This is a genomic window from Actinosynnema mirum DSM 43827 (assembly GCF_000023245.1).
Classification (GTDB): domain Bacteria; phylum Actinomycetota; class Actinomycetes; order Mycobacteriales; family Pseudonocardiaceae; genus Actinosynnema; species Actinosynnema mirum.
Genome location: NC_013093.1, coordinates 5,138,760 through 5,152,479 on the forward strand (window position 1 = coordinate 5,138,760; position 13,720 = coordinate 5,152,479).

Consider the following 13,720-nt stretch of genomic DNA (forward strand, 5'->3'; position numbering starts at 1 on the left):
GGCCCTTTCAGCTGATCAGCGGACGGTGGTGGTGCGGGGGGCGGCTAGCGGAGGCCGAAGCCCTGGTCGATCAGGGCGAACAGCTGCTCGTCGTCCAGGTCTTCGAGGTCGGGATCGGTTGGTGGGCAACCGGCTTCGGCGGTCCGGCAGGCCGGGACGGGCCTGCGCGCCCACAGCCCGGACCGCCTGGCCGCGACCCGGTCCTCGTCGTGGTCGAGCGCGGCGGCCAGGGCGGTGACCGGGTCGACGTCCGCCGAGACGTCGAGCAGGCCGCCCCACCGCTCGGGGTGCTCGGCGGCGACGGCCGCGCCCAGCGCCCACAGCCGCGCCTGCGCCGGGGTGGCCCGCTCGCCGTCGACGGGGGCCGCGCCCGAGGTCACGCACCACAGCGGGGCCGGGTTGCCCGCGAGGGCGTGGACCAGTTCGGTGGTCGCGGCGAGGCCGCGCGGGACGTCCGGCAGGTCGGGGTGCGGGCGCTCGTCCAGGCCCAGCAGGGAGAGCACGCCGGCGAGGGGGCCGAGGTCGAGCGCGGCGGCGAGGTCGTCGGCGGTGACCGTCGTGGTGTCCACGGCCAGCCGCGCGAAACCGGGCGTCTCGGGCAGCTCCCGCGCGACCCCGCCCTCGGGGGTGATCACCAGCCAGTGGCCGGACGGGCGCGCGGCGGTGAGGTCGCCGATCCGCTGCCAGGTCGACCGGTCCCCCGCGGCGGGATCGGTGGCCTGCTCGGGGATCGCGGGCGGGTGCGGCCGTCGCTGGAACGGATAGGTGGGCAGGTCCACGATCCGCGCGCGGCGGCCGGTGAGGGCGCGGGTCCAGTCGACGTCGATCCCGGCGGTGTGCGCACGGGCCAGCGCGGTGAGCAGGTCGCCGTCCCGGAGCGGGGTGCCCACGGTGACGCGGTCGGCGCCGGTGGCGAGCGCGGGGTGCGGGGCCAGCTCCACGAACCGGCTGTGGCCGGCGTCGAGCAGCGAGCGCACCGAGCCCACGAAGTCCACAGTGGACTCGAACTCGGGCGACACCACCCACCGGGCCGCGTCCACGAGGGTGAGTGAGCCCGAGGCGCACGCCGCCGCGATCTCGCCGCGGGCGTCCCCGACCGCGGCGACGGGCTCGACGCCGTGCGCCCGCCACACCGCCGCCAGCGACGTGGTGACCGCGAACAGCGCGGCGTGCCGCACGTCGGGTCGTTCCGCCGCCACCTCGCCGCGCAGGACGTCCAGCAGGGAGACCCCGGTGCGCGGGTCGAGCGCTGCCGCGCAGGCTTCGACGTGCTCGGTGAACACGTCGTCCACGTCGAGCAGCCCGCGCGCCACCTCCGCCCACCACTCCCCCGCACCGGGGAAGACGAACACCGGCGCGTGCCCGGAACCCCTGCCCAGGAACAGGTTCTCCGCCGGGAGGTCGTCGGCGAGCGCGTCCAACCCGGTCAGCAGCGCGTCCCGGTCGGCCCCGAGCACGACCGCGCGGTGCTCGAACGCGCCGCGCCCGCGCGCCAGGGTCCAGGCGACGTCGGCGGGGTCGTGGCCGCCCGCGCGCACGTGGTTCCGGAGCCGGTCGGCGCTCTCGCGCAGCGCGGTGGCGGTGGTCGCGGACAGCGCCCACGGCACGGCCCCGGCGCGCTCCCCGCCCGGTGCCGGCTCGTCGGGGGGCGGCTCGTCGGCGGGTGGTTCCTCCAGGACCAGGTGGGCGTTGGCGCCGCGGGGCTCGAAGGCGGACACCGCCGCGCGCCGCGCCCGCTCCCCCTGCGGCCAGGGCGTCGCGCCGGGTGGGACGACCCCGTGCCGCACCGCCCGCACCAGCTCCACCACCGCGCCGAGCCCGGTGGTGGCCCGCGCGGTGACGTCCACGTCCGCCGCCGTCAGGCCCGCGTCGGCGAGCGCGGCCAGGACGACCCGCTCCCGCGCGCCCGAGTCGGCCACCCCGGTCGAGTTCACCGCGCACCCGCGCAGCACCGCCTGCACCGGGTGGCCCGCGCGGGTGGCGTCGGAGAGGCGTTCCAGCAGCAGCACGACGACTTCGGCGGGGGACGACTGGGTGACCAGGGCCAGCGGGCACTCGCCCCGGCGCAGCGACTCGACCGCGAGGTGGAGCGGGGCCAGCGGCGAGGAGCAGGCCGTGTCGACGGTGAGCGCGGGACCGCCGAACCCGAGCAGGTGGGCGAGGCGGCCGGACGTGCCGCGGGGCAGGTCGGCGCTCTCCGGCTCGGGGTCGCGGTCGGCGCTCCCGGCGAACACGCCGGTCCCGCTGCCGCGCGCGGTGACCGGGTTGACGCCCGCGTGCTCGAACACCTCCCACGCGCTCTCCAGCGCCGACCGCTGCCGGGGGTCGAGCGCGAGCGCCTGCGGCCGGGACAGGCCGAAGAAGTCCGCGTCGAAGTCCGCGCCACCGGGGCCCCGGCGGGCCAGGCCGACGACGGCGACCGGTTCGCGCCTGCGCTCCCGCACCAGGGCTTCCTTGGTGCGGTGGAGCTCGGCCACGACCCGCTTGAGGTAATCGCGCAGCTGGTCGGTCATCGGTTCGCCCCGAGGAACGGGTGGGTGGCGCGCTCCTCGGCGGTGAACGGCGGCGCGGCCCCCGCTCCGTCCGGTGGGGCCCCGCGCAGCAGCGCGGACAGCACGCTCGGGTGGGCGAGCCCTGCGGCGGAACCGGGCAGGTCCGCGCCGGGAGGGCGGGTCGCGGCCGTCAACCTCCGGGACAGCGCGAGCCGCAGCCGGGTGAGTCCGTTCAGGCCCTCCGGGCTCGCGCCGAGGCGGTCCAGGGTGGTCGCGGTGGCCCACGCCGGGCGCGCGGCGCGGGTCAGCGCCCGTTGCGCGCCCGCGGTCAGGCCGTGCGCGCGCAGCTCGTCCCGCAGCGCGAGCGCGCTCCGGGCGGCGGTGGCCATGCCGTGCGCGTGCACCGGGTTGACCGCGCTCAGCGCGTCGCCCAGCACCAGGAACCCCTCCGGCGTCCGCTCGGGGCGCAGGCGGCGGTTGGCCGTGGCGCGGGACAGGTGGACGTCGCCGTCCGGTTCGGCCGCCGCCAGCAGCTCGGCGACGAGCGGGCTGGCCAGCGCCCGCGCGAAGTCGGCGAACCCGGCCCCGTCGGACGGCGGTCCGACGCCCCCGGCGGCCACGAGGGTGACCAGCCAGCGGCCGTCCTCCACGGGCGTGAGCAGCGAGGCGCGGCCTCCGGATCGGGGGTCGAGCGCGATCGTCACGGCCGGGAAGCCGGTGCGGGCCGAGGCGGGCGCGGTGAAGGCCCGCGACGCGCACACCACCCCCCGGTCCACGACCTCCTCCCCCGGTGCGGGGGCGCCGATCGCGGCGAGCCAGCCGGGGGTGCGCGCGCCCCGACCGGTGGCGTCCACGACCAGGTCCGCGCGCAGCGCCCCCGTCCCGCCGCTCCGATCGCGCAGGCGCACCCCGGTGACCCGCCCGGCGCCGCCCAGCAGGCCGGTGGCCTCGGTCGCGTCGAGCAGCTCGACGTCCGGCTCCACGAAGACCCTGCGCCGCACCTGCCGGTCCACCAGGCCGCGGGTGCAGGTGAGCGCGAACCGCCTGCCGGGGAACCGGCGCTGCCGGCCCGAGGGGGTGAGCGCGAGGAGGTCGGTGGGCAGGGCGAGGCGGTGCGCGCCCGCGTGGACGAGCGCGTCGACCACACCCGGCAGCAGCGCCTCCAGCGCGTGGGCGCCGCTCGCGGGCAGGAGGTGCGCGTGCCGGTGCTGCGGAAGGCCGGCGCGGGCCAGCGGGTCGTCGGCGAGGTCGTCGCGCTCCACCACGGTGACCCGGTCGACGTGCTCGGCCAGCACCTTCGCGGCGAGCATCCCGGCGAGCCCGCCGCCCAGCACGACGGCGTGCGACGTCCGCTGCTTCACAGGCCCAGCTCCTTGTCGATGAACTCGAAGACCTCGGCGTCCCCGGCGTCGCGCAGCCGCAGCGCCACCGGGTCCTGCTCGGGGACGGCGACCGGGGTCAGCAGCGCGGACAGCTCGGCCAGCTCGGCGGCGACCCGCGCCCTGGCCCGCTCGTCCGCGAGCACCTCGGGCAGGGCGGCCCGCACCCTCGCCAGGTCGGCCAGGGGTGAGGCGGGGGCGCGGTCGGGGGTGGTGCGGGCGCGCAGGTGCTCGGCGAGGGCGCGGGGCGTGGGGTGGTCGTGGAGCAGGGTGGCTGGGAGGCGCAGCTCGGTGGTGCGCTCGAGGCGGTTGCGGATCTCCAGCGCGGCCGGGGAGTCCGCGCCCAGCTCGTGCAGGTCCAGGTCCTCGGGCACGCTCTCGCGGCCGAGGACGTGGGCGACCTGCTCGCGGACCTCGGCCAGCAGCAGCGCGCCGGGGTCTGCCTCGGCGAGGCGGCGGCGGAGGTCGTGGCGCGGGCTGGGCAGGGTCGGCGCGCCCGGTGCGGCGGGGGTGGCGTTCCCCGGCACGGCGGCGGCCCTTGGCCGTCGTGGGGTGAGGTCGCGCAGCAGGGGCGGGGCGGTGTGGTCGAGCGGGGCCAGGTGGGTGGGCAGCAGGACCGGTTCCGCCGCGGTGAGCGCGGCGTCGAGCAGGGCGGTCGCGTCCGCCTCGGCCAGCGGGAGCAGGTTCCCGCTCGGGGCGTCCCACGGGCCCCAGGCCAGCGAGACCACCGGGTCGCCCGCGTCCGCGCGCCGGGCCGCGAAGGCGTCCAGGAACGCGCCCGCGACCGCCTGGTCCACCCGGCCGATGCCGCCGACCGTGCCGGAGGCGGACGAGCAGAGCACGAACGCCTCCAGGTCGAGGCGGTGGGTCAGCTCGTGCAGCAGCAGGGTTCCGGTGACGGCCGGGTCAGGGGTGAGGGGCATGGGGGTGGTGGGCTCGGGGGTGCGGGTGGCGGCGGTGCGGGTGGCGGCGGTGCGGGTGGCGGCGGTGCGGGTGGTGGCGCTGCCGCCGGGGACCGCCGCCGCGTGGACGACGGCGGTGAGCGGCTGGTCGTCCGGGAGCTGCGCCAGCAGCGCGGCCACGGCGGGGCGGTCGGTGACGTCGCAGGCCACGATGGTCACGGCCGCGCCCTCGGCGGTCAGCTCGGCGACCAGCGCGGTGGTGTCGGGGTGGTTCGGGCCGGTGCGGCTGGCCAGGACCAGGTGCTCGGCGCCGCTGCGCGCCAGGTGGGCGGCGAGCGCGCGGCCGACCGCGCCGGTGCCGCCGGTGACCAGGACCGTGCCGCGCCACCGGGGTGCGGGGGTGGTGGTGGCGAGGACTCGGGTGAGGCGGGCGGCGTGCGCCCTGCCGTCCCGCAGGAGCAGCTGGGGCTCACCCGTGGCGACGGCGGCGGACAGGGTGGTGAGGTCGGGGTCGTCCGCGTCGACCAGGACGAACCGGCCGGGGTGCTCGGACTGGGCGGCCCGCAGCAGGCCCCACAGGGCCGCGCCCGCGAGGTCGGTGGCGCCGGGGCCGACCGCGCCGCTGGTCAGGACGACGAGGCGGGCGTCGGCGCGCTCGGGGTCGGCGAGCCAGTCGCGGACGCGGTCCAGGGCCTGCGCGGTGAGGTCGCGGACGGCGTGCTCGGTGGTGGTCGCGGTGGTGCACGGCGACCAGACCACCGGATCGGTGACGGGAGCGGCGAGGGCGATGGGGCGCCACTCCAGGCGGAGCAGGTCACCGGTCAGGTGGGGCGGTTCCCCGGCGGCGGGCGAGGGCACGGCGGCGGGCGAGGGCGCGGCGACGGGCGAGGGCACGGCGGCCAGCGAGGACGCGGCGACGGGTGAGGACGCGGCGGCCGGTGAGGGCTCGGCGGCGGGTGGCGAGGACTCGGCGGTGGACGGGATCTCGACGGCGGGCGGCATCCCCCTGTCCGACAAGGGCTCCCTGTCCGGCGGGTCCTGCCCGGTCTCGGGGTCGGGGGTCGGGTGGTGGCGCTGGAACGGGTGGGTGGGCAGGTCGACGGGTTCACCGCGCTCGGGGTGCTCCACGGCCGGGGGCGCTTCGAGGATCACGTGCGCGTTGCCGCCGGTCGCGAACGACGACACGCCCGCGCGCCTGGGCCCCTCGGACCACTCGACGGGTTCGGTGAGCGAGGACGCGTCGCCACCCGGTTCGGCGGGCAGGCCGTCGCGCAGCGCCAGGACGACCTCGACGGCGTGCACGATCCCCGACGCGGTCGGCCCGCTCCCCCGCGCCCGGTCGGCCAGCACCCGGCGGACGACGTCCTGCCGGGCCCGGTCGTTGGAGCTGATCGCGCTGCCGCGCAGCAGGGCGAGCACCGGACGCCCGTCGCGGAGCGCGTCGGGCAGGCGGGCCAGCAGCAGCGCGCCCACGCCCTCGGCCCGGTCCGCGCCCGCCGCGAGCGCGAGGTCGCACTCGCCGCGCCGGAGCGACTGGGCGGCCAGGTGCAGCGCGACCAGGGACGACGAGCGCTCGGTGTCGGTGGTGATCGCCGGGCCCACCAGGCCGAACCGGTGCGCGAGCTGCCCCGCCACGACGCCGCCCGACGTCGGGCAGGCGCCATGGGCGACGCCGAGGAACACGCCGATCCCCCGACCCCGCACCGCTTCCGGGTCGAGCGCGGCGCGCTCGAACGCCTCCCGCGCGGTCTCCAGGAGCAGCAGGTGCCGGGGGTCGGCGACCAGCGCCTCGGCGGGTGTGAGGCCGAAGCGGTCGGTGTCGGAGCCCTCGGTGTCGAAGCCCTCCGTGTCGAAACCCTCGGGGGCGCCCACCTCACCGGGCGCGCGGGTGGCCACCGCGACGACCGCGAGCGGGACGCCCTCGTCGGTTTCCCCTTGCGCGGCAACGGGGTCCGCCGGTCCGGCGGGGGTCTCGGGGACCAGCTCGGTCAGGATCGCGCCTCGGGTGAGACGCGCGCGCAGCGCGTCCCAGTCCACCTCGGCCGCGATCGTGACCGGCGCGCCGTGCGCGATCGCGCGGCCCAGCGCGGTGGTGACGGGCTCCGGGTCGCCCTCCCAGGTGATCGCGGTGGCGGTCAGGCCGAGCGACGCCCGGTGCCTGGCCAGCGCGTCCAGACCGGCGCCGACCGCCGCGCCCGCCGCGCGTCCCGGCGCGCCGACGGTCCCGTCGAGCGAGGACACCAGGACGAACAGCGGCAGGTCGCCCACCAGCTCGTGCAGGGCCAGCGCCGCGCCGAACCCGGCGTCGACCGCCTCGGCGACCCGCGCCGGGTCGAGCGCGTCGACCGGCGCGCCGCCCCTCACCGGGGCCGCGTGCACGAGCCCGGTGAGCGGGGTGTGCTCGGGCACCGAGGCCAGCAGCGCGCGCAGCGCCTCCCGGTCGGCGAGGTCGCAGTCGGCGGTGGTGACCCGCGCGCCCATCGCGGTCAGCTCGGTGACCAGCGCGGCGGCGTCCCCGCGGTAGGGGTCGCCGACGAGCAGCAGGTGCTCGACCCCGGAGCGGGCCAGCCAGCGCGCGACGTGCCCGCCGACGGGGTCGAACGCGCCGGTGACCAGGACCGTGCCGCGCTCGGGCCGGAAGTCCAGTGGCGCCAGGGGTTCCGCGGGCACGAGCCGGGGCACGAGCACCCGACCGCCGCGGATGGCGCACCGGTCCTCTCCGGTCGCGCCGGTCAGCAGCCCGGCGAGCAGGTCGAACTCGCGGGTGCCCGCGACCGGCGGCAGGTCGATCAGGCCGCCCCAGCGCTCGCCGAGCTCCTGGGCGGCGACCTGGCCGAAGCCCCAGGTGGTGGCGCGCGCGGGGTCCTGCGGGCCCAGCGGCGCGGCGGTCCTGGTGCAGCACCACAGCGGCGCGGTGATCCCGGCCTCGGCGAGGCGCCGGACGAGGGCGAGCGTCCAGCCGAGGCCGGCGGGCGGCACCGCGATGACCCCGGCGAGGTCGCGCGGTCCGGCGAGGTGGTGGGGCGCGTCCGGGTCGAACCGGACGACCTCGGCCCCGAGCGCGGTGAACCGGTCCCGCAGCGCCTCCGCCAGCACCGACTCCCCCGGCGCGGCGACGAGCCAGCGGCCGGACGGCCTCGCCGGGCCGGGTTCCCGCTCGCGCCAGTCGACCCGGTAGGTGGGCGCGCTGCGGGCCTCGCGGTCGGCGGGCCAGTGGCGGCGGCCCTGGAACGGGTAGGTGGGCAGGTCGGCGCGGCGCGGGTCGAGGCCGGTGAACGCGCGCTCCCAGCGGACGTCCGCGCCGAGCGCGTGCGCCTCGCCGAGCGCGGCCAGCAGCCGCTCCCGGCCGTCGCCGTCGCGGCGGAGCGCGCCGACGACGTGCGCGGGCCTCCCGTGGTGGCTCGCGGTGAGCTGGAGCGGGTAGGACAGCACGGGGTGCGGGGCGACCTCGACGAACAGGTCGTGGCCCGCGTCCAGGAGCGCGCGGGTGGTGGGGTCGAAGCGGACCGGCAGGCGCAGCGAGTCCGCCCAGTGGTCGGGGCCGAGCCTCGTGGGGTCCAGCTCGCCGCCGGTCGACGGGGACCAGAGCGGGATGCGGCCGGGCAGCGGGCGGAGGCCGTGCAGCTCGGCGCGCAGCAGCTCGCGCAGCGGGTCGACGTGCGCGCTGTGCGGGGCGTGGTCGACGGGCAGCCACTTGGCCCGCCAGCCCCGGTCGGCGCAGCGGACCAGGAACGCCTCCAGCGCGGCCGGCGCGCCGGCCACGGTGAGCGCGCCGGGGCCGTCGACGGAGGCGATCTCCAGCTCCCCCAGGGCTTCCACGACGTCCTCGGGGTCGGCGGAGACCGCGACGACGCCGCCGGTGCCCGCGAGGTGCTCGTGCAGGAGGCGGCTGCGGACGGCGACGACGCGCGCGGCGTCGGCCAGGGACAGCGCGCCCGCGACGTGGGCGGCGGCGATCTCGCCGGGGCCGTGGCCGACGGCGGCGGCGGGTTCGACGCCGTGCGCCCGCCACACCTCGGCCAGCGCGACGGCGACCGCGAACTGGGCGGGCTGCGCGACGTCGGTCCGCTCCGGAGGCGGGGCGCCGGGATCGCCGCGCAGCACGGCGGTCAGCGACCAGTCGACGTGCGGGGCGAGCGCGCGCTCGCAGTCGGCGATCCGGTCGCGGAAGACCGGGGAGTCGGCGAGCAGGTCGTCGACCGGGGTGAGGTGGCGCGCGGGGTGGCCGGGGAAGGTGAAGACGGGGCTGCGCGGGGTGGCGGGGGCGTCGGTGGCGCGGCCGGCGAGCGCGGACAGCTCGGCGCGGAACCGGTCCGGGGTGGCGGCGACGAGGACGGCGCGGTGCGGGAGGGTGGCGCGGCCGGTGGCGAGGGTGAAGCCGACGTCGACCGGGTCGACGTCCGGGGTCCGGTCGAGGAGGTCCAGCAGGTCGCGGGCCCTGGCGCGCAGCGCGGCGGGTTCGGCGGCCGACAGCGGCCACGGGACGACCGCGCCGGACCGGGACCTGGTGGGCGGCCACTCGGTGGCGGGCTGGGACAGGACGGACTTCAGGGCGTCCAGGAGGTCGGTGGTGGTGGTGGTGGTGGTGTCGGTGGTGCCGCGCACCGGGTGGTCGTGGCGGCGGGCGGCGGAGAGGGGTTCGAGGAGGAGGACCACGACGTGCTCGGTGGGGGTCGCACCGGCGGGTGGCGGGTCGGACAGCACGGTCGCGCTGCCGACGAGGGCAAGCTCGCACTCGCCGGCACGCAGCGCGTGGATGGCCTGGTGCAGCGCGGGGTGGTCGGTGGCGCCGGTGGTCGTCGGGCCTCGCAGGCCGAGGACCTCGCTGACGCGGGTGGCCTGGTCGGGGGTGTCGGTGAACACGCCGGTCCTGGCGCCGCGCGACGAGGTCGGGGTGATCCCGGCGCGTTCCAGGGCCTCGCAGGCGGTTTCCAGGAGGAGGCGGTGGCCAGGGAGCGTGGTGAGGGCCTCGTCCGGGGTGAGGCCGAAGAAGTCCGCGTCGAACAGGGTGACGCGGTCCAGGTAGGCGCCGGGGGCGTCGGTCCAGCCCCGGTCGGTGGGGGTGGTGATCGGGGGGTCGGCGCGGTCGATCGCCTGGCGGAGCTGGTCCGGGGTGCGGATTCCGCCGGGCAGGCGGCAGGCCGTCGCGATCACCGCGATCGGGTCCGCGGCGGGAAGTGCTTGCGCGGCAGGGGTTTCCTCGTCCTCCGGCTCGGGGGACAGGTCGCCGGTGCGGGTGGTGGTGTGGGGCGCGGGGACGGCCTCGGGGACGGCCGGTTGTGGGGCGGGCTCGTGCTGGAAGGCGTAGGTGGGCAGGTCCACGAGCGGGCCGGCGCCGAAGACCGGGGCCCAGTCGACGCGCGCGCCGAGCACGTGGGCCTCGGCGAGGCGGCGGACCAGCCCGGCCGTGCCGCCGTGACCGCGCGGGAAGGCGGCGACGACGGCGGCGCCGGTCCCGGTCAGGGCGTCCGTGACGGCTTCGGCGAGCACGGGGTGCGGGCTGATCTCGACGAACAGGTCGTGCCCGGTGGCCAGGAGCGCCAGGGTGGCCCGGTCGAGGCTCGTGGTGGGGTGGAACGGGATCGGCGCGGGCCTCGGGAGGATCAGGTCGTCCGCCTGGTCGGTGCGCGCGGCGATCTCGGCCGCCTCGGCGAGGGTGAGCGCGCCCGCGACGTGGGCCGCGGCGATCCGGCCCCCGCCCTGTCCGACGACCGCGTCCGGTTCGACGCCGTGCGCGCGCCACAGCGCGGCGAGGCCGACCGCGACGGCGAACAGGGTGGGCACGGCGTCCCGGTGCTGCGGCGGCGCGTCCGGGTCGCCCCGGAGGACGGCGGACGGCGACCAGCCGGTGTGCGGGAGCAGGGCCTCGTCGCACTCGGCGATCGCGGCGCGGAACACCTCGGAGTCGCGCAGCAGCTCCTCGGCCGCGCCGGTCCACCGGTCGTCCCGGTCGTCCCGATCAGGGAAGGCGAACACGACGCGGCGGTCGCGGGCCCGGCCGGTGATCACGCGGTCCAGGGTGATGCCGTCCGCGAGCAGGTCGAGTCCGCGCACGAGGTCGTCGCCGCCGAGCACGACGGCCCGGTGCGGCAGCGCTTCCCGCGTCGTGGCGAGGCTGCGACCCACGTCCACTGTGGACATGCCGCCGGTCGCGAAGGCGGCGAGGCGGCGGGCCTGGTCGCGCAGGGCCTCGGCGGTCGCGCCGGACAGCAGCCACGGCACCGGGTCCAGCTCGACCGGGGCGTGGTGGGCGGCGGCGGGGGTGGGGGCGGGTTCCAGGACGACGTGGTCGTCCGCGCTCCTGGACCCCGGTGCCGCCTGGCGTGGCGCGGCGGTGCGCAGGGCGAGCACCAGCTCGACGACGTCGACCAGGTCCGACGCGGCGGGGGAATCCGGCTGATCCGCCACCGTGCCGCGCACCAGGGCCAGCACGGGGTGGCCGTTGCGGCGGGCGTCCGCCAGGCGTTCCAGGAGCAGCGCGGCGACGCCCCCGGAGCCGCCGTCCCGCTCGGTCTCGCCCGCCGCGAGCGCGAGCGCGCAGTCGCCGCTCCGCAGCGCGCGGACGGCGAGGCGCAGGGCGGTGAGGGGGGACGAGCGGGTGGGGTCGACGGTGGTCGACGGGCCGTCGTGCAGGCCGAACGTGGTGGTGACGAGGTCGGCGGTGGTGGGGAGCGCGGCGCGGGTGAACACGCCGACCCGCCGGCCGCCCTGGGACAGCGGGGGGAGGCAGGCGCGCTCGAAGACCTCCCAGGTGGTTTCCAGGAGGTGGCGCTGCCGGGGGTCGAGCGACTCGGCCTCGTGCGGGGTGAGGCCGAAGGGGGCGGGGTCGAACGCGGTGGGGTCGAACGCGGTGGAGGCCGGTTCGGGCGTGGCCAGCGGGGCGCCGGGGTGGAGGCCGCCGGGGAACCTGCCCGCGACGGCGACCACGGCGACGGGGTCGTCCTCGGCGGCCTGCGGCGGGGGTGTGGTGGCGGCGACCAGGGCAGTCACCACGTCGGCCGGTGTGGGGTGGTCGAAGAGGAGCGTCGCGGGCAGGGGGACGCCGGTCGCGGCCGTGATCCGGTCGCGGAAGCGGATCGCCGCGCCGGAGTCCAGGCCCAGCTCCCAGAAGCTCGTGGTGTCGGTCGGGGGTGGTGATCCGGCGGGCAGGAGGGCGGTGAGGTGGACCCGGACCAGGTCGCGCAGGTCGCGCTCGCCGTCCCGGATCGGTTGGGGCGCAAGGGTTTCCGGGGTGTCGACCTCCGGAGTCCAACCGCTCGGGCCGCCGGTCTGCCGCCCGCCGGTCTGCCGCCCGTCGACCTGCTGCTCAGCGGTCTCGTGCTCAGCGGTCTCGTGCTCGGTGATCTCCGGTTCGGCGGCGTCCTCGGCGGTGTCCGGTTCGGTGGTGTCCGGTTCGGCGGCGTGCCTGCTCCTGGCGGGTTCCGGCAGGTGCGCCGGGTGGTCGGCGGCGAAGACCGGGGTCCAGTCGACGTCCGCGCCCCGCACGTGCGCCTCCGCCAGCGCGGTGAGGAAGTCCTCCTCCCCCTCCCCGCCCCGGCGCAGCGTGGCGAGCGCCGCGACGTCCGGGACGCCCGCGTCGTGCGCGGTCTCCAGCACGGCCGGGCCGAGGACCGGGTGCGGGCCGACCTCCAGGAACACCCGGTGGCCGTCGTCCAGCAGGGCGCGGGTGGCGGTGGCGAAGCGGACCTCGCCGCGCAGGTTGGCGTACCAGTGGGCGGCGTCCAGCGCCCTGCCGTCGACCAGGCCGCCGGTGGACGACGCGTGCAGCGGGATCTCGGTCTCGCGCGGGCGGATCGGGGCCAGGTCGGTCAGCAGGCGCTCGCGCAGGGCGTCGACGTGCGCGGAGTGCGCGCCGAGGCCGACCGCGAGCCTGCGCGCGGGCACCCCGGACTCGCGGCAGTGCGCCAGGAAGTCCAGCGCGGCGGCCCGGTCGCCCGCGACGACGGTGGAGCGCGGGGAGTTCGTGGCGGCCAGGTCCAGCGCGCCCGCCCAGCGCGGCAGCAGGGCGCGGACCTCGTCGGCGGGCAGCGCGGCGGCGATCATCTCGCCGCGGCCGACCAGCTCGGTCTGGGCGCGGCTCCACAGCGCGAGCGCGCGCGCCGCCTCCGGCAGGGGCAGGGCGCCCGCGACGTGCGCGGCGGCGAACTCGCCCGCGGAGTGGCCGAGCACGGCGGACGGCTCGACACCGCGCGAGCGCCACAGCGCGGCGAGGGCGACCATGACCGCGAACAGGGCCGGTTGCACCAGGTCCGGGGCCTCCAGCTCGATCCGCTCGTCCAGGACGCTGGGCAGCGGGCGGTGCAGGAACGGCGCGAACGCCGCGCAGCAGTCCACGAGCGCGGCGCGGAACACCGGTTCGGCGTCGGCGAGCGCGGCCATGCCCGGCCACTGCGGGCCCTGGCCGGGGAAGACGAGCACCGGGCCGGGGCCGGTCGACGGGGCGGCGGTCAGCACGCGCGCGGATGGCGCGCCCGAGGCCAGCTCGGTCAGCGCGGTCAGGAAGTCGGCCGGGTCCCGGCACAGCAGCACGGCGCGGTGCGCCTCGGCCGGGCGCGCGGCGAGGGAGCGGCCGACGCCGCCGGGCGTCCAGTGCCGGTCGCCGACGAGGTGGGCCTGCAGGGCGACGGCGTTGGCGCGCAGGGTGAGCGGGGCGCTCCCGGACACCACCCACGGGACCAGCGCGGGTTCTGCTCGGTCAGCCACGTCGGTGCTCGCTCTCGGTGTCGGGGCGCGGTCGGCGGGTCCACCACCGCGCCCCCTCGGCGGCCCGTTCGCGACGATCACCCGGCCTCGGGGAAACCGCGTCGGCTTGCGGCGAATCGGGAGTCTCACAGAGGGGCGGGGAAAACGCACTTCGCGTTACCCGAAAGTGTGGGCGGGGTGCGCGGGCGCGTTTTCCGGAAAAGTGCTCCGATCTGTCGCGTCGACGTGGAAATGCGTGCGGGAA

3 protein-coding genes are annotated in these 13,720 nt (G+C 78.4%); all 3 read right to left on the minus strand.

Annotation, left to right across the window (positions count from 1 at the left end):
* Positions 1 to 44: 44 nt before the first annotated feature.
* From AMIR_RS21695 to AMIR_RS21705, 3 genes are read right to left on the minus strand one after another with little or no spacing between them, the layout of a single operon-like run.
* Complete coding sequence (locus AMIR_RS21695; RefSeq protein ID WP_015803095.1) at positions 45 to 2,513, minus strand: beta-ketoacyl synthase N-terminal-like domain-containing protein; 2,469 nt, start codon at positions 2,511 to 2,513, stop codon at positions 45 to 47.
* Positions 2,510 to 3,853 carry an NAD(P)/FAD-dependent oxidoreductase gene (locus tag AMIR_RS21700; protein WP_015803096.1) on the minus strand — a complete coding sequence of 448 codons (1,344 nt, stop codon included), beginning with the start codon at positions 3,851 to 3,853 and terminating at the stop codon, positions 2,510 to 2,512. Before AMIR_RS21700 ends, AMIR_RS21695 begins: the two co-directional genes overlap by 4 nt.
* Entirely contained in the window at positions 3,850 to 13,476 is a 9,627-nt protein-coding gene (locus AMIR_RS21705) for an SDR family NAD(P)-dependent oxidoreductase (RefSeq protein WP_015803097.1), read from the minus strand. Before AMIR_RS21705 ends, AMIR_RS21700 begins: the two co-directional genes overlap by 4 nt.
* Positions 13,477 to 13,720 lie beyond the last annotated feature (244 nt).